Here is a 17,808-nt window from a genome sequence, read left to right on the forward strand (position 1 = left end):
TTCGTTTTTATTTAAGACTCAGCCTGATTTATAAACCACAGAAATCAAGATATGTTTTAGACCTAAAACTTTAGAGATACCTGTTTGTTGTAACATCCAATGGCACTGATTTCATTCACTAATAAAGGCATATTCTGTAAAAAAGGCGGTTTTTATATCGACCCCTGGCAGCCTGTAGACCTGGCTGTAACGACTCACGGACACGCAGATCACGTAAAGTCTGGCAATAAAGCATATTTATGTCATGAACTTACCAAACCAGTTTTACTGCAACGGCTCGGCGCAGATTTACCCATTCAAACTTTACCTTACTCTAAGGAAATCACAATCAATGGCGTTAAATTAAGTCTTTTTCCTGCCGGACATGTGATTGGATCTTCTCAGATAAGACTGGAATATAAAGGTGAAATCTGTGTAATTTCCGGAGATTACAAAGTGGAATATGATGGGATCAGTACTGCTTTTGAACCTGTAAAATGCCACACCTTTGTTTCTGAAAGTACTTTTGGCCTGCCTATTTATAAGTGGCTGCCACAAGAAGAAGTTTTTGGAAAAATAAGAAACTGGGTTTCAGACAACCATGACCAGTTAAAAACGAGCGTACTGATCGCTTATAGCTTAGGAAAAGCGCAGCGGCTGATTAAAAATCTTGCCGGCGATCAGAAGATCTACGTGCATCAATCCATTGCCAACCTGAATGATGGATTTATCAGCGCTGGTGTTGACCTCCCTGAAACCATCAGGATTACGCCTGATCTGAAAAAAGAAGAGCTGCAAAAAGGAATAGTCATTGTTCCGCCTGCGCTTGCAGATGGTAAATGGATGAAGAGTTTAATGAGTGCTTCTACCGGGATTTGTTCTGGATGGATGCAGGTAAGAGCGGGCCGCAGATGGCAATCTGCCGATGCAGGATTTGCATTGAGCGATCATGCAGACTGGCCAGGCTTATTAACGGCCATTAAAGCTACTGAAGCTGAAAAGGTATTCGTAACCCATGGATTTGTCTCTACATTTTCCAGATACCTGAATGAAATAGGAATAGAAGCAGAAGAAGTAACTACACGTTACGGAAACGAAGGAGAAGAAGAAATCATAAAAGAAGCTTAATTTGAAAAGGTTTACGGAATTGATACAGCAGCTGGAGACCAGCAATAAGACCAACGACAAAATCGCTGCCCTGGTTAGCTATTTCAGCACAGCTGATGAAAAGGACAAGCCATATGTAATTGCGATGTTTACCGGCAAAAAGCCGCGCAGGCCTGTTACGACTGCATTGATCCGGGAATGGGCTATAGAACTGAGTGATATTCCGGCCTGGCTGTTTGCAGAAAGTTACCACAGCGTTGGTGATTTAAGTGAAACTATTGCTTTGGTTCTTCCTCCCGCAAAATATGTTACAGACCGTAAACTGCATGAATGGATTACGGATCTTGCGCTAATCAGCAAAAAGGATGATGCTGCAAAAAAAGAATTCATCCTGAAAGCATGGGATAGCCTGGATACCCGGGAGCGTTTTATCTTTAATAAACTCATCTCCGGAAACTTCAGAATTGGGGTATCAAATAAGATGCTCGTGAATGCATTAGCGAAACAAAGTGATACAGACAGCAATAAAATCATGCACAGTATCATGGGTAAATGGACGCCGGCTGAGATCACTTACAAAGAGCTGATTGACGGTGCACATGTAAATACTGATAATTCCTGGCCATACCCTTTTTGTCTGGCTTATGCGCTGGATAGTACACCAGAAAGTCTGGGCGAAACTACTGCATGGCAGGCAGAATGGAAATGGGACGGTATCCGGGGTCAGATTGTTAAGCGAAATGGCGAATTATTTATCTGGTCCAGAGGAGAAGAACTGGTGACAGATCAATTTCCCGAATTACATTTTCTGAAAGATGAGCTTCCTGATGGAACAGTAATAGATGGAGAAATCCTTTCTGTCAAAGATGGAAATGTACAAGCATTCAGTATCCTGCAACAAAGGCTAAACAGGAAAACTATTCATAAATCACAATTAAAAGACGCGCCAATAGGTTTCTACTGCTATGACGTGCTGGAATTTCAAGGCCAGGATATCAGGACCTCTCCTTTGTCGGCAAGAAGAAAAATCCTGGTGGATATTATTGCTGCACTCCAGATCAAAGATGTGGCAATCCTATCCCCTGTTATTGATTTCAATGATTGGGATCAGTTAGCAGAAATCAGAAAAGAATCAAGGGCGAACAACAGTGAAGGCATTATGCTGAAGAAACTGGATTCTCTTTACCATAGCGGCCGTAAGCGTGGCGATTGGTGGAAATGGAAAATCAACCCGTATACCGTTGATACCGTCATGATTTATGCGCAAAAAGGAAGTGGCCGCCGGGCAAACCACTTTACGGATTATACTTTTGCAGTGAGAGATGGAGAGCAGTTAATTACGATTGCTAAAGCTTATTCTGGTTTAACCGATATAGAGATTAAACAAGTAGATAGTTTTGTCAGGAAAAATGCAATAGAAAAGTTTGGGCCTGTAAGAACAGTGAAACCCGAACTGGTATTTGAAATTGCTTTTGAAGGAATTGCTGAAAGTAAAAGACATAAAGCTGGTCTGGCTTTGCGTTTTCCTCGTATTGCCCGCTGGAGGAAAGATAAAAATGCTTCGGAAATCAATACACTGGACGATTTAAGACAGCTATTAGCTTCAACGTTATCAAACGAATTATGATACTGGAAAAGAGTACAGGTTATAAAAAAGTGATCAGATGGTTAAAAGGCAAGAAAAAAAAGCCCTTTAAATTCCAAACTGATGCCTGGCAATATTATGCAGAAGGTTACAGCGGTCTTGTAAATGCACCTACCGGTTTTGGAAAGACATTCTCCCTTTTTCTGGCTGTCGTGATCGATGAACTGAATACACAGTTACCTGTTAAAGGTGACATAGTAAAAGCAGGCCCGGTAAAAGCCAGCGTGTTAAAAGACAGCACTGTAAAAAAAGAAAAAAGAGTACGGGACTAAAACTTATCTGGATTACCCCATTGCGTTCTTTAGCTAAAGATCTGGCCAGAGCCATGCGTGAAGTTTGTCTGGAACTGGAAATCGACTGGCAAGTGGGTGTGAGAAACGGTGATACTTCTCAAAATGACAAACTGAAGCAGAAAAAGCAAATGCCGGAAGTTTTAATAATTACTCCTGAAAGTATGCACCTGTTACTCGCACAGAAAAACAGTTTGAGTTATTTTGAAGATTTACAATGCATAGTTGCAGATGAATGGCATGAGTTATTAGGAAGTAAACGCGGAGTAATGGCAGAACTTGCCATTTCCAGAATTAAAGGTCTGGTCAAAGAAAAACATCCTGAAAGACTGCTGAGAGTCTGGGGCATCTCTGCAACAATAGGAAATATGGAAGAGGCGCTGGATGTGCTCGTTCCTGATCTGGATGTTTTAAAAACAACAGTCGTTGCTGATATAGAGAAAAAGATACAAATTAAGTCGATCCTGCCCGATCATATTGATATGTTACCCTGGGCAGGCCACCTGGGCCATAAACTGGCGCATAAATTATTGCCCATTATTGAAAAGAGCAAAACCACTTTAATTTTCTGCAATACCCGCGGGCAAGCTGAACTATGGTATCAGAATTTACTGAAACTTGATGAAAACCTGGCAGGACAAATCGCTATCCATCATGGATCAATAGATTATGAACTGCGCAACTGGATTGAAGAAGCAATTCATACCGGGGCACTAAAAGCGGTTATCAGTACTTCTTCTCTCGATCTTGGTGTAGATTTTAAACCTGTAGATACCGTAGTTCAAATCGGTTCTCCCAAAGGGGTTGCCCGGTTTCTTCAACGCGCCGGACGCAGCGGACACTCCCCTTTTGAAACTTCAAAGATTTACTTTTTACCTACCCATGCACTGGAGCTGGTCGAAGCTGCAGCTATTAAAGAAGCAGCGAGAACGCAGAACATTGAAAGCCGTCAGCCGGTAGTGATGGCCTTTGATACGTTAATCCAATATATGGTCACGCTGGCGGTTGGCGATGGATTTGATGATCAGAAATTATACAAGGAGGTAAAAAACACATTTGCATTCAGAGAACTGGAACTTTCAGAGTGGAACTGGATGATGCAGTTTATCACTACAGGCGGCGATAGCTTAACGGCTTATACCGAATTCAGCAAAGTAGAAAAGGAAGACGGGTTATGGAAAGTTAAAAGCAGACAGGTAGCCATGCGTCATCGTTTACACATCGGAACCATTGTTAGCGATGCGATGATCAAAGTCAAATATCTGACAGGTGGTTATGTTGGAATGCTCGAAGAATCCTTTATGGCTAAAATGAAACCAGGTAATAGTTTTACTTTAGCCGGCAGAGTGCTCGAATTTGTGATGGTTAAAGAAATGACTGTACTGGTGCGTAAAAGTAAACTCAAAAGTGCAATTACACCAAGCTGGATGGGCGGAAGAATGTCTTTAACTGCTAACCTTGGTGCAATTTTGAGAAAAAAATATAATGAAACTCTGGATAAAACTCATCAGGATGAAGAGCTTGACATTATTCTTCCATTATTTGAAAGACAGGCAAAGGTTTCACACGTGCCTAAGGATGATGAGTTTCTGATCGAACTGATTAAAACCAGGGATGGTTATCATTTTTTCGCTTATCCCTTTGAAGGGAGGCAAGTCCATGAAATCATGGCTGCATTGATAGCTTACCGGCTGGGTAAAGTAAAACCAATAAGTTTTTCTATTGCGATGAACGATTATGGTTTTGAACTGCTCAGTGAACAGCCCATACCTTTGGATGAAGAAAACATCAAACTACTTTTTACCCCGGTCAATTTAGGAGAAGATATTGTGGCGAGTATTAATGCGACAGAGATGGCAAGAAGGAAATTCAGAGATATTGCCTGTATTTCTGGTTTGGTATTCCAGGGTTATCCGGGTAAATATGTTGCGAACAAACATTTACAATCTTCTTCTTCCTTATTTTTCAATGTCTTTAGTGATTACGATAAACATAACTTATTATTGCGTCAGGCGTATGATGAAGCATTTTATCAGCAGATTGAAGAACCAAGGCTGGCCGCAGCTTTGCAAAGGATACAAGCCAGTAAAGTAATCATTGTCAAAGCTGAAAGTTATACACCTTTGTGCTTCCCGATTAAAGTTGATAGTCTGAGAGAAAATATGAGTACGGAGGAATTGGGAGAAAGAATAGCAAGGATGACTGCTGAGGCAGATAAAAAACAGACGATACGCAATAAAAAATGATCATTCATATTAAAGGAGAAGAGCTGGTACTGAGCCAGCAAAGGGCGATTTACTGGACGAGCAAAAAAATGCTGATTATCAGCGACCTGCATCTGGGCAAAGGGGCACATTTCAGAAAGGCAGGCATCCAGATCCCTGTCACACTCAATACAGCAGACCTGAATAAACTAACGGATTTAATCACTGAATTTTCACCTGATAGTTTATTGATTACTGGTGATATGTTTCATCATCAAATGAATAGTGAAGCAGAGCTTTTCCGTCAATGGAGAGTACAATATCCAGAGTTGAAGATTATCCTGATCAAAGGCAACCATGACCGCTTAAAACCTGAAGATTATATGGGTTTGGGGATTGAAACTTATCAAAAAGAACTTTTAGATGCACCGTTCAGGTTTATACATGATCAGCCGGAGACTACTGATGATTATTATAATATTACAGGGCATATCCATCCGGGAGTAACCATTTATGGAAAAGCACGTCAGCGGATGAGGTTGCCGTGTTTCTATTTCGGAAAGAATTGTGCAATCTTACCTGCATTCAGTGTCTTTACAGGTTTAAGTAAAGTTAAAGCTGAAAAAGGCGACTTATTTTATGCGATTACCCCAGAAAAGGTAATCCTGATTGATCAGGCAAAGTAGCACTGGTTAACAACCAAAAGCCGTAGTTACTTGATCTGGAAACAGTATTGGTTTGATTAAGCGAATTAATACTGGTTGACTACGCAAGTTAATGCTTGTTTGATTACGCAAAGTAATTCTGGTTTAATCAGAAAGTCGCTCCTGATTAAACCAGTACAAATATTATAGTTTAATCTGCAGACTCAGCGATTAGCGAAAGTAACATATTCACGACTGTTTTATCAGTTTTAAAAGTTACATCACTTTCTGCAAGTGCATTCAGATCAATCCAGCGGAAAGATTGCAAAGTTTCAGGATCAAAATCAAAAGCTTCTGTTTTGAACTTCATCGTTAAGGTACCTACTTCTCTGACCAGGTAATAGATACTGATGATCTGACTATCATTAAAAGAAGATTTTTCGTAAAAATCTGTTGTATAGAAATGGCTTAAGACTTCTATTTCAGCATTACATTCTTCCATAAATTCACGTTTCAGTGCATCAATAAGGCCTTCACCATATTCTAACCCACCACCTGGAAACTTGCTGAAGCTTCGTCCTCCGGATTGTTCGTCACTAACCAATATTTGATTATCTGCATTGATTAATAGACCGTAAACTCTTACATTGAAATAACTCATGGTTGAAATGTTTGTTTTGCTGAAGTATTTATACAGCTACCTGGACTCAAATAAAATACGGAGTTTTCACGGCGCAGCTATTTCATAAAGGCAACTAATAAGGGGACAAATATAAACAAACATCTCACCCGTGCGATGTGATATACTAAATACTTGCTTATTCCCTGGAATACAGAATAGTATATCCGGAACTTCTTTGATTTTAAGGAATAACGTGCTGCTTTCAAAAATTTCTTTGTGCTATCCCCTACTGGCTGAAGTGTTTCTTATTTTTTGTAGTATTTTCTAAATTCCATCCGATTTCTCCGGAAAAAGCTTCCTGCCTTACCGGGCAGTCTTTTAGTTTACAATAGTTACAGCATTCTGGCAAGCAAGGATCGGCATGTATAAACAGTTCGGTATTCCGGTCTGCATTTCCATTAATTAAATGATCAATGGATGAAATTTCAGCATGCACCTGATTCAAATCATAATAATAAGGAAGTGTCAGGTGACAATCAATATGAAGATCAGCACCATACTGTTGTGCTCTTAAATTATGAACATCAATCCAGGAATTATGCCTGTTATTTTGCAGGATCTCTACGATGGTTTCAACCAGCTCCACATTACTCTCGTCCATTAAACCACCTACAGATTTTCTGGTCAGCTTATATCCGCTATAGACAATATAGAAACCAAGGAGAATAGAAATTACGCTATCTAACCAGTAAATTTCAGTGACTTTGATTAAAAGAATACCGATGACCAGACCACCACTGGTTACCGCATCTGTCAGCAGGTGTTTACCATCCGCTTCCAAAGTCAGTGAACGATGTTTTTTACCTGTATTGATCAAATAATAACCTACCAGCAGATTAATTACTCCGGTAATCCCGATAATAATTGCTCCATCCAGCAGCTGATGAATTTCTCTGGGAACTATCAGATCATAACTGGATTTAAAAATGATAATCAGCCCTGCGATAGCGATCAGTACCCCCTCTACAAAAGCAGAAAAGAACTCCACTTTGCCATGACCGTAAGGATGATTTTCATCTTTTGGCAAAGTGGCAAGGTAGATACTGTAAAAAGCGAAACTACTGGCTAATACATTGACAATACTTTCGGCGGCATCTGTTAAAATTGCATTGGAGTGTGTAATGAAATAGGCACCGAATTTGGCCAGCATCAGGACAACGCTAATGCAGAGTGAAACGAGTATTGCTTTCTTTTTAGGCTGCAAAGGATTGATTTTAGCCCCAAAAGTACAATTCTCTAAGCACATAAGGACATGTTCATTATTAAATTGATAATAAGACCACCCTTTAAATAAAAAATCAATAATTTATATATTATAAGTTGCTTTTTTTAGTGCCAAATTGCTCCAGGTTTTTATATTTGCTTTCTTATAAGCGAATCATGACATTTTTATCGAAAAGAATCAATAACCTATCAGAATCACAGACCATTAAAATGGCAAAGCTGGGGAGAGAACTCACCGCTAAAGGAATTGATGTAATTAATTTAAGCTTCGGAGAGCCTGACTTTTTTACACCAGCACATGTTAAGGAGGCCGCTAAAAAGGCAATCGATGAGAACTATTCTTATTATACTCCTGTATCGGGTTACCCTGAACTGCGGAAGGCAATTGTTGAAAAGCTGAAGAATGAAAATGGATTAACTTATACTTTTGACCAGATTGTAGTATCTACTGGTGCAAAACAATCATTAGCTAATGCAGTAATGTGTCTGGTTAACCCTGGAGAGGAAGTAATCGTACCTACGCCTTACTGGGTTTCTTACTCTGAAATGATCAAATTAGCAGAAGGTGAAACTGTTTTCATCAACGCTACTGTTGAGAATGATTTCAAAATCACTGCAGATCAGCTTGAAGCTGCTATTACGCCAAACACAAAGCTTTTCATGTTTTCTTCTCCATGTAATCCAACAGGATCGGTTTACAGCCATGAAGAATTAGCCAGTCTTGCAGCTGTATTTGAAAAACACCCGAATATCTATATCATCTCTGATGAGATTTACGAACATATCAACTTTGTAGATAAACATGCTTCTATTGCTTCTTTTGATGCAATCAAAGACCGTGTGATTATTATCAATGGTTTCTCCAAAGCTTATGCAATGACAGGCTGGAGAGTTGGTTATATGGCTTCTAACACTGAAATAGCTAATGCTTGTGATAAATTACAAGGTCAGATTACTTCAGGAACTTCATCGATTTCACAACGTGCAGCCCTTGCAGCTTACCAAAGCAGCCTGGATAGTGTAGTTGAGATGAAAAATGAATTCAGAAAACGCAGAGACTTAGTTTATGGATTGCTGAAAGAAGTGCCGGGTATTAAGGTAAACCTTCCGGACGGAGCTTTCTATTTCTTCCCTGAAGTGAAAGAATATTTTGGAAAAAGTTTTGAGGGTAAAGTGATTACCAATGCTGAAGACTTGTGTCTTTATTTATTAAACGAAGCGCATGTATCAACTGTTACAGGTGAAGCTTTCGGAAACGAAGACTGTATCCGTATTTCTTATGCAGCAGCAGAAGAGCAATTGGTAAAAGCAGTATCAAGAATCAAAGAAGCATTAGCTAAATTGAGCTAGTTTATCAATTAGAATTATACGCTTTATTTAAAGCAATATCAAAAGCCAGTGATCAATATCACTGGCTTTTGATGTTTTAGCTTTTCAGCTTCAATTTGGAACGCACTGCGTTCCATTTTAGAAAATAATTAATCAATACAAGTTTATATTATCACGATCTAATATTAAAAGAGCGACTGAATTATCTTTATATATTCCGCATTCTATATCCTTTTTTTCAGAGATAATTTCCTTAGCAAATTTGATAGCATATTCTATATTATCAAAAATTACAAAAACTTCCTGATCCGGCATAGTCGCATAAACATAATTCTTATCTAGTACAATACCCGTATTAATATCTGCTCTCAATAATGCGACTTGCTCAGCTTTTAGTAATGGAAATTCCTCCATATGATTATTAAATTAAGATCTTGTAAGTACATTTTGGTACAAAATACAACAACAGCCGATAATGAGTCCAATGTAATTCTGAACAAATTGCGTTCAGAATTGTAATCGGTAAATAGCAATGCACAGAAAATGGCAAATAAGAATGCACAACTTTTGGCAACAATAGTGCACAGTTTTACAAAAGTATATATCCCAGTTTAAGTTTCAAAAATAGTTTTTCTATTCTCCATTCTGTAGCTTTTTCCAGCGAGGTTAATGACTTCACATCTGAAGAGTAAGCGATCAAGTAATGCGGTTGCCAGCACTTCGTCATCAAGCATTTTAGCCCAATCTGCAGGCATCTTATTGGTGGTAATAATAAATGAAGTATTCTCATACAATTGATTGATAAAGTTGAACAGATTAATTGCCTGGGCTTTTTCTACCGGAAAGAGCATAATATCATCAATGATAATTAGATTGGCCTTGGCGAGCCTCTTATAATCTGCCATTGCAGCTCTGGAAAAGTCCTTCATGCGAAGTATATTCAGGATATCATCCATTGTTCTGAAATAAGCTTTATAGCCTTTTTCTATTGCCTGTGCACAAAGTCCGGCTGCAAAAAAAGTCTTTCCTACCCCTGAAGGGCCGAGCAACATAATATTATAGATTTGATCCAGCCAGTCCATTTCCTTCAACGTATTTATTTTTTGCAGAGAGAGCCCGTTTTGATCCCGTATTTCATATTGGTCAAGGCTGCATTTCGCGGGCAATTGCGCAGTTTTAAGTAATCTTTCTTTGGCCTGCTGCTCTCTGTGCAGGGATTCCTGTTCAAAAAGCTCAATTAGAAAACCCATGTAACTGAGTTGCTTGTTTTCGGCTATTTTAACCATCTGTTCTATTTTTACGGCCATTCCTGTAATCTTATACTGGCGGCAGTATTGATCAATCTGTTGTTTTTGGTTCATATGATTAATTAAGTTGATTCAGGATTTGCTGATAGTCATCAATTCTACTTACCTGGGGCTGTAGCAAAGCTTGCGGTGGATAAGACCCGTTCAAGGGGTTTAACCCTGTTGGGGTGACTGCTACCGGGATGGCCTGTTGCTTAAACTTTGAGATCAGTGCCTTAAAGTCATTGGCACTGTTTACGCCTTGCTGCAGGCAGAAGAGTAATCCTTTTTCAATCAGCTGATGGTCGTTACTGGTAATGACCTCACGGAGCAGGATCAACTGATCACGCAGATACCGGGGCTTATCAGCGCGAATGGCGCTAATGAAGCGGCGCAAATTATCTCCGTCACTGATCAGCTTACAGACTTCAGCCGTCATTTCTGCCAGGGCTGCACTTTTATCCCTTTTGTGATCAGTATTGATGATCTTTAGGCCAATCCCTTCAGCGACCGCGTGCCTGCATAATTCTCTCTGACCTGGTCCACAGATAACCAGATATCCATTTTCAAAACTAACAGCTATCTGACTTCCCCGGCCGGTATAGGTTCCAAGGGGCAATGAATAAAGATTACTTTTCCAGGAAATCATGTTATCTTTTCTCACTGAATATAATACCGGAGCTGGCCCGGTATCAGCGATAGGCTCAAAAGGCCTGAGAAAGTCCTGTTCAATCTGCCACTCATTCAAAGGGGATTTCTTAGTCAGGGCATGATCCAGTCTGTTGGCAGTGCGTTCCAGCCATTTTAATCCATCTTCATTTAGTGTTTCCAGGTCGTGGAAGGCGCGGTTATAAAGGAAGTTCTGTTTAATATACTTCACCACGTTCTCTATCTTGCCTTTACTTTCAGGATCTGCTTTTCTGCACATATGGACTTTAAACTTCCGGTCGCGCACATATGCTTTGAATTGCGCAGTCAGGATCAGTTCTCCATGGTTCTCATTGCTGATAAATACTTTATCCTGGTCGTAAACCAAAGTATCAGGTATGCCTTTGATATACTTAAAGGCACTTTCATGCGCAGTAATGGCGGTACTACTGGTGAATGGTTTACAGCTGAAACAAACGTATTTGAACCGGGAACGGGACAGCACAAGCGTGAAGAAATAGATCTTTACACGTTTTCCATCACCAGAACGCATATTATATTCTCCAAAATCTATCTGGCCCTGCATTCCATAAGCAGCGTCTTCAACTGCAGAATAATCCCGCAAGGGGCGCTCAAAAGGCAGGTGATGCTGATGACGAACCCACTTTACAAAATTGAAAATAGTTTTCTGGTTAACCTGTGGAAACTCGGCATGGTGTTCTTTTAACCAATCATGCATCTGAGCGGCAGAGGTATCACGGTACAGTTCCAGCCGCTCATGAACGAAAGTTTCGTAGGGTAAAAGCAGCTTTCCCCGCGTACTTTGGGACTTCAGGAAGGATTCAAATTCCTCATCCTCCATATCCAGATACTTTTTTACTGTCCGGCGATTGCAATCCAGGGCTTTGCTAATCTGAGAAATCGAACGACCGTCAAGGTGCATTCGTTTAATATCATAATACATCATAAATTTGCGTAAGAATGCGTTCATCTTCATCAGTTTTCGTAGACCAATGAAGTTCGTATTTAAACGGCGGGGTATAAAAACTCCGTCGTTTTTTTGTGCACTCTTGTTGCCATTTTCTGTGTATTTCTATTTGCCGATTTCTGTGCAGTTTTAATTACCGACTACATCAGAATTACATTGGCTTGATAAAATAGCTTAATATACACTCTTAATAATGTCTGATCTGCTGTCTTAACCATAATACAAGAACAAATAATGCCATCGAACAGATAAAATAGATGATTACAAATAATCTACTTAAATATCTTTGTCTGGATGATTCATTCTGAAATTGTTTCATGATCATTTCATGAGACTTTAACTTTTTAAAATAATAATAGAATAACGCAAAAAGTGGAAGAATTATTAAGACAGGCAAAAACCACTTTATTCCAGAGCCAACAGGCAAAGTTATTTTTATTCCAAATCCTACAGAAAAAATTAAGTTCAGCAGCGTCAATACATTAAAAAAAGCAAAAATGATAATTAATGCAAAAGTCTGGAAAAATGGAATCGAACTCCCATTTAAAAAACAACTAAATACTCTATAATAATAATATCTAAAAAGTCTCATTGGGGCAGTATTACAGTTAGTAAACCTACATATTTTCATCAAGACCGAAACTTATATCGCTTATTAAGGTTTTCCGATGTTACAATCCTACACTCCATATGGTAATGAAAATAATGATTGGCAATCTATATATAAGTGAGTCGTTTTACCTTGTAAAACTAAGGTCTCTGGTCTATTCTCTTCCTTCAGGTTCTTTAGCCTTTAATTTTATTCATTCGTATTCACGATAATCAACCGGGAAATGGGAAAGCCTAAAAAAGCAGAGAATTTAATCTTTTGTTTAAATAACCACCGATACAAACAGCTATAATATTATAAAGTCTATAATTTATATGTCTTTAATTTTCATCGGCAGTATTTGGCATATATAAATAAAACTACCTTTTTTTAGATTTCATTAACTTTTGTAATGTCTTAACATCAGTTATGTCCTGTCTGCGCCCGGAGACTTGTTTATTTTTCACGAGATCATTAAGGCCGATATAGTTGATGATAAGATCATTCTCGAGTTCTATCTTTTCCATATTTAGAACCGCCTCACTAAACTTAACTCCATCAATAAGGTTCAGCACATCAATCCGTAATGGTGGATATCCAATCTGGCTAATTAAACCTTCGGTTAAAAAATCTTCCTTTTGGAATCCAAGAGATTGCAACCCAAAATCATTTACAACTTTGAGCATTCGATTTGCATTTTCTTCAGATACATTGATCCAAATATCGAGGTCACCTGTGTGACGAGGCTTACCATGAAATGCCAGTGCATAGCCTCCCACAACCATGTACTCAACATCGTATTGGTTTAACAATTTAACAAAATCTTCAAAATCTTCAGCTAACGTCATGCGTCCATTCTTTTCTTTACCAGCTTAGTTTTATCCATTCTTTGCCCCTTTGTTAAAGATTGAGAAATGATGTGAGTAACTGCAGCAGCACGCTCTTTTACCGGTCGGCCCAACCAATATTTCAGATCATGTTGTTCATCATTGGCATCTTTCATCATAACCCTTCTTAGTACAGGTACTATTTTTCTAATTCGGGGTTCAGAAACAGGCTTAGGCTTTAAAATAATATTTTTACGCTCTATTCGTATTTCCTGATTTTCATAAGCGACTTTAGCCTTACTCAAATAATTACTTATAGTATTGTAATTAAACTGCGGATAGCTTAAACAAAAGTTTTTTAAATTAGAAAATACTTCAAAAGGATTCTCTGTATTATTTTTCCAAAAAACTACGATTACTCTTTTCCCCTGAATACTTAGCCTTTCCATATATCAAATATAACAAACATCATGACAATATTAGTCATAAGAAGATAAAATTGTCCCGCCTGTCCCCTTATAATTCTTAACCCACTCACTCAAAAAGCCATTAAAAACAACAGGCCCTCTCTAGGTTATGTAGAGAGGGATGCAAATGCCAGAAAAGCTTATGGACAGTAAACAGCAAAGCCCAGCTTTAATTGGCTGGACTTTGACTATTACCTACGTTATGGTCTGACTATCTATAATCGAATCAATATTACCATCATATTTTGAAGCCATAAGAATATCTCTAATCTCGGATGGCAGTTTACTAAACTTAAGAGGACTAACAGGCTTAGCAACTAAATGATATCGTGATTCTAAAAAACTATTTAATACAGTTTTATCAAAATTTAGTCTTGGCAAAACGATAAAACCAAATGTAAGTGATCTATCTTTCCATAAATGACTTTAATATTTTTTCGAATTCGCTCCTTCGATTTTCTGGGACATTCACATAGCCTATACTTAAATAGCCCTTTCTAATATCTTTCCAATATAAACCATTGACCATTTTCCCTTGTAAAACTATAGTATCTGGCACATATTCTTTGCCTAACTCTTTAGCTATTTTAGCCTTTAATTCTAGTCCCTCAAACCGCTTATTAGCAATGCTATCGCCCAATGAGACAATATTATCATAGTTTAATATGCTACTTCCAAAGTCTGAGATATACACTTTAGAGGAATCTGAATAGATATATTGCTTTTCCAATTCATTATGACCTCCAACTAAAGTTACAAGCTTATAACCCCTAGGTACCGTCATAGAATATATATCTTTTTTTACAGATCCTTCTATTTTATTTCTCTTATACTGTATCGCAGTCATTTCTTGACTACTTGCACAGGACACAATAAAAGAAAGTAATATTATATAAATTATACTTTTCATATCTTATGGTTTATATCCAACTGGAAGAATAGGTTGATTTGCAGAAGTAATCATTCTGATCCCGCTACCTCCTATATAAGCTCCCGATGGATCTACACTTTTAATGTAATGAGTTCTTAGAGGCTGTCCCATTTGTCCCCTTAGCACATTTTCCCTATAAACAGCTTGCCATTCGCTTCCTTTAATTCCATCCTGCATCCTGTCATTTAACATACCTCTATTTGCATCCAATCCATGAAACATTTCATGCGCCAAATCGGTAGTACTATTTGTTCGACCGCCATCTGTAGTAGGAAGCATTGAACCTGATGGATCCCAAGAAACATTACCACCAGAACCACCCTCTAAGCTTAAGCCAGCACCTGTTATTGCCTGAAGAGCTCCAGCTTGAGACGGGTCTGTTTGTAATTGGTTTGCATAGCCTTTAAACACACTATTTTCCTTAAATTTGCTATCTCCCTTAACAATACTGAAGTTATTCGTTGACCCTTCAAGTTCAGAAATCATTGCAGCGCCTTCCTTCCAGTACTAATCTCACTCAGAGATTTTATTGTCTGCTTTAAAAATCCTTTAACCTTTCCAGTATATTCAGAACCGTTCTGATATAACTTTCCACTTTGATATAAGTAGTCCTGACCATTGTGGCTTATACGCAGGGAATCTCCGTTAATATCAATATTAAGAACTGGATTATTTGCTCCATATTGATAAGGATTCAGATTAACATATTTATCTGCAAACCTGTCTATCGTATTGAAACGCCCAATCACCGGGTCATAAAACCTAGCGCCGTAATCGTACTCCCTTACGCAACTTTTTTTAGGTTTGCGGGATTTGCTGGCCAAACTTTTTCAGTGTTATAAAGAACTTTCTTTTCCCGTAAAGTTAGTGCTTTATTTGAGTTTACTGATTAGACTTGTCTGGCTTTTTTTGTTGGAGATTCGACTTTGAAGTGCGCAACTATGAACGTCAGTGCTGCATTCGTTAATGCATTTGTTACAGCATAGATAGCCCCCGAAAGTAAAGCAGCACATCTTTCAATATATGGATATGATCATCGGGATTACAAAACAAAGAAAACTTATAATGCTAAATAACAACAAAGCCCGTGATCTTAGACTGCCCTCAAATAGTGTCTAACTTTTTTGGGGGCAGTCTAAGATCACGGACTTTGTTGTTACATACTATGTAATTAAACAATACTTCTTCTATTAGGATCTAGATAGTTGAATTCATCAGTATCGAATTTATCTTCCAATGCTTCTAACCCATACTCTTTTTTATATTCCACTTCTGTTTTGGTTATTGGTATAAGCCAATAAAAATGTATTTCCCTATTATCACCCCAACTCATGAGTTCCAAATTCGGCCCGTCTAAATATGGTAAAGAGACTAAGCCATATGATGATTCTGAAGAACCTTGCCAAGAGCGACCAAAATTCACTGTATGCCCCAAATCAAGATTAGCTTCTACATTATGATAATAACAAACTGAACTAAGAAGCTCAACAATTGAATCATCTTGCACAGATGAGAACATATGCACTTCAATAGGTGAAACATGAGTATAAGTTGACATACCACATGTAGCATACGTCCACATTTCTCTTGATGAATAAGGTCTATATTCTAATATAGAAAGGTGTGGCACTACCTCAATTATTGGTCCTTTCGACCACTTTCTTTCCTGAAAACCGTCACCCCAATTACTTGAATAGTGATTCAAAATGTTACTCTTATATTCTTCAATGCTATAATTCATGCTTCTTCTTTTGATCCATTGAATATTTTTTTGCTCTGCCACCTTGACTATTCGATTCAGCCCTACCTTGATTTTTCATTCTCGTTCTATCATTCGCACTACTTTTCCTCACTTCTGGTGTCATTTGATATCCTGGCTTTTCTCCAGTACTTGAATCACCTTCATAATATCTTTTAACAAGTTCAGGCTCATGATCCACCACTTCACCTGGTTTTGTGTCTAACGCTTTTCTATCTGATTTCTTTGGAGTGTTCCCATAATGTTTTTTTCGATTATATGGCTCACTTGGCTTATTTACATCCTTTTTGTCAGAACTCGGTTCAACATTTTCACTTTTAGCAATAGCCTGGAGCTTAGGTTGAGAAACACTAGTATTATCCTGAGCAGAACTATAAAAACTACCATTATTTGAAATCTGCTTCGCTGAGCTAACAATCATGTACGTCGACACGGCGGCTAATGCAGTAGCAGCAACATAAGTTAACGCTTCCGTTGCAAATACAAAACATTGCGGACAATTACCATCCGGATCAGTTAAGTTAGTCGGATTATTCCAACCATATGCATACGGAGAAAGATGAATTTGATTAGGATGATCAGCCAGCTTATCAACCACGTTCCACCTTCCAATTACCGGATCATAGAACCTAGCGCCGTAATCGTACTCCTCTCTACTCAGACAATGTCTTCGAGGCTATAAAGTAATAATTTCCACAACATAATAAGCAATTATACCTCCAGTGACTAAAGTTATAAAACCATTTATATACCAAAATTTCTTAACCCATTTTTTAAAGAAAAACATATTGGATAAACTTATTAGAAACATCCCAAAAACTAGACCAATAATAGTGTATATACGTAATACAAATGGAACTTCGGAACTGGAACTAGAGCCTGCACTTAAAGCGGGTATAAATAATCCAAAAACTAAACACAGACCTATCCATAACAAAAACAAGCTTACAGGTCTAAATTTATTATTTAACGATTGCTCCATTTATAACTAATTTTTAATAGTCTACTTCGCTGTTCATTGGCACTTCGAGTGCCTCCAACTTGATATCGCATTTTGCGACATCAAGTCTACAAATTCTTGCTCATTCAACCGGGAAATGGGTAAGCCTAAAAAAGCGGAAGATCTAATCTTTCGTTTTAATAACCACCGATACAAACAGCTATAATACTATAAAGTCTATTATTTACATGTCTTTAATTTTCATCGGC

General features: G+C 38.2%; 19 protein-coding genes. 6 read left to right on the forward strand and 13 right to left on the reverse strand.

The window, feature by feature from the left end; all coding sequences use genetic code 11:
* The first annotated feature begins 99 nt into the window (after positions 1–99).
* Genes AB3G38_RS09210 through pdeM form a run of 5 tightly spaced genes read left to right on the forward strand, consistent with a single transcriptional unit; the run spans position 100 to position 5,911 of the window.
* Positions 100–1,107 carry a ligase-associated DNA damage response exonuclease gene (locus AB3G38_RS09210; RefSeq protein WP_367868200.1) on the forward strand — a complete coding sequence of 336 codons (1,008 nt, stop codon included), beginning with the start codon at positions 100–102 and terminating at the stop codon, positions 1,105–1,107.
* Between the two features lies 1 nt (position 1,108).
* On the forward strand, positions 1,109–2,713 hold the full coding sequence (locus AB3G38_RS09215) for an ATP-dependent DNA ligase (RefSeq protein WP_367868201.1): 1,605 nt from the start codon (positions 1,109–1,111) through the stop codon (positions 2,711–2,713).
* A complete protein-coding gene (locus tag AB3G38_RS09220) occupies positions 2,710–3,003 on the forward strand; it encodes a hypothetical protein (protein ID WP_367868202.1) in 294 nt (97 codons plus the stop codon). Before AB3G38_RS09215 ends, AB3G38_RS09220 begins: the two co-directional genes overlap by 4 nt.
* Positions 3,004–3,023: 20 nt before the next feature.
* The gene (locus AB3G38_RS09225) at positions 3,024–5,267 is read left to right on the forward strand and encodes a ligase-associated DNA damage response DEXH box helicase (protein ID WP_367868203.1); all 2,244 of its coding nucleotides are present in this window, start codon (positions 3,024–3,026) and stop codon (positions 5,265–5,267) included.
* Positions 5,264–5,911, forward strand: coding sequence for a ligase-associated DNA damage response endonuclease PdeM (gene pdeM / locus AB3G38_RS09230; RefSeq protein ID WP_367868204.1), 648 nt, complete (start codon positions 5,264–5,266; stop codon positions 5,909–5,911). Before AB3G38_RS09225 ends, pdeM begins: the two co-directional genes overlap by 4 nt.
* Positions 5,912–6,080: 169 nt before the next feature.
* Here the strand turns inward: pdeM and AB3G38_RS09235 are convergent, their stop codons facing one another.
* Both AB3G38_RS09235 and AB3G38_RS09240 read right to left on the reverse strand, forming a co-directional pair.
* The gene (locus tag AB3G38_RS09235; protein WP_367868205.1) at positions 6,081–6,530 is read right to left on the reverse strand and encodes an NUDIX domain-containing protein; all 450 of its coding nucleotides are present in this window, start codon (positions 6,528–6,530) and stop codon (positions 6,081–6,083) included.
* Between the two features lie 247 nt (positions 6,531–6,777).
* Positions 6,778–7,797: a cation diffusion facilitator family transporter gene (locus AB3G38_RS09240; RefSeq protein WP_367868206.1), complete on the reverse strand. Its 1,020-nt coding sequence runs from the start codon at positions 7,795–7,797 to the stop codon at positions 6,778–6,780.
* A gap of 134 nt (positions 7,798–7,931) precedes the next feature.
* Between AB3G38_RS09240 and AB3G38_RS09245 the strand changes: the two genes are divergently transcribed.
* The gene (locus AB3G38_RS09245; RefSeq protein WP_367868207.1) at positions 7,932–9,125 is read left to right on the forward strand and encodes a pyridoxal phosphate-dependent aminotransferase; all 1,194 of its coding nucleotides are present in this window, start codon (positions 7,932–7,934) and stop codon (positions 9,123–9,125) included.
* 132 nt (positions 9,126–9,257) lie between these two features.
* Here the strand turns inward: AB3G38_RS09245 and AB3G38_RS09250 are convergent, their stop codons facing one another.
* The 11 genes from AB3G38_RS09250 to AB3G38_RS09300 all read right to left on the reverse strand — a co-directional run bounded on the left by AB3G38_RS09250 (position 9,258) and on the right by AB3G38_RS09300 (position 17,581).
* Positions 9,258–9,518, reverse strand: coding sequence for a hypothetical protein (locus AB3G38_RS09250; protein WP_367868208.1), 261 nt, complete (start codon positions 9,516–9,518; stop codon positions 9,258–9,260).
* A gap of 197 nt (positions 9,519–9,715) precedes the next feature.
* Positions 9,716–10,465: an IS21-like element helper ATPase IstB gene (gene istB, locus AB3G38_RS09255; protein WP_367866589.1), complete on the reverse strand. Its 750-nt coding sequence runs from the start codon at positions 10,463–10,465 to the stop codon at positions 9,716–9,718.
* Positions 10,466–10,469: 4 nt separating this feature from the next.
* The gene (gene istA, locus AB3G38_RS09260) at positions 10,470–12,029 is read right to left on the reverse strand and encodes an IS21 family transposase (protein WP_367866590.1); all 1,560 of its coding nucleotides are present in this window, start codon (positions 12,027–12,029) and stop codon (positions 10,470–10,472) included.
* Positions 12,030–12,995: 966 nt separating this feature from the next.
* On the reverse strand, positions 12,996–13,463 hold the full coding sequence (locus AB3G38_RS09265; RefSeq protein WP_367868209.1) for a nucleotidyltransferase: 468 nt from the start codon (positions 13,461–13,463) through the stop codon (positions 12,996–12,998).
* On the reverse strand, positions 13,460–13,891 hold the full coding sequence (locus tag AB3G38_RS09270) for a hypothetical protein (RefSeq protein WP_367868210.1): 432 nt from the start codon (positions 13,889–13,891) through the stop codon (positions 13,460–13,462). The genes AB3G38_RS09265 and AB3G38_RS09270 overlap by 4 nt, the downstream gene beginning before the upstream one ends.
* A gap of 424 nt (positions 13,892–14,315) precedes the next feature.
* Positions 14,316–14,819: a hypothetical protein gene (locus AB3G38_RS09275; RefSeq protein ID WP_367868211.1), complete on the reverse strand. Its 504-nt coding sequence runs from the start codon at positions 14,817–14,819 to the stop codon at positions 14,316–14,318.
* Positions 14,820–14,822: 3 nt separating this feature from the next.
* Positions 14,823–15,326, reverse strand: a complete 504-nt coding sequence (locus AB3G38_RS09280) for a M91 family zinc metallopeptidase (protein WP_367868212.1) — start codon at positions 15,324–15,326, stop codon at positions 14,823–14,825.
* Entirely contained in the window at positions 15,323–15,664 is a 342-nt protein-coding gene (locus tag AB3G38_RS09285) for an RHS repeat-associated core domain-containing protein (protein ID WP_367868213.1), read from the reverse strand. Before AB3G38_RS09285 ends, AB3G38_RS09280 begins: the two co-directional genes overlap by 4 nt.
* Before the next feature lie 347 nt (positions 15,665–16,011).
* A complete protein-coding gene (locus AB3G38_RS09290; protein WP_367868214.1) occupies positions 16,012–16,581 on the reverse strand; it encodes a suppressor of fused domain protein in 570 nt (189 codons plus the stop codon).
* Positions 16,571–17,197, reverse strand: a complete 627-nt coding sequence (locus AB3G38_RS09295; RefSeq protein ID WP_367868215.1) for a hypothetical protein — start codon at positions 17,195–17,197, stop codon at positions 16,571–16,573. Before AB3G38_RS09295 ends, AB3G38_RS09290 begins: the two co-directional genes overlap by 11 nt.
* A 78-nt stretch (positions 17,198–17,275) precedes the next feature.
* Positions 17,276–17,581, reverse strand: a complete 306-nt coding sequence (locus AB3G38_RS09300; RefSeq protein ID WP_367868216.1) for a hypothetical protein — start codon at positions 17,579–17,581, stop codon at positions 17,276–17,278.
* Positions 17,582–17,808: the final 227 nt, after the last annotated feature.

Origin of the sequence: Pedobacter sp. WC2423 (genome assembly GCF_040822065.1) — a bacterium.
In the GTDB taxonomy this organism is placed as follows: Bacteria; Bacteroidota; Bacteroidia; order Sphingobacteriales; family Sphingobacteriaceae; genus Pedobacter.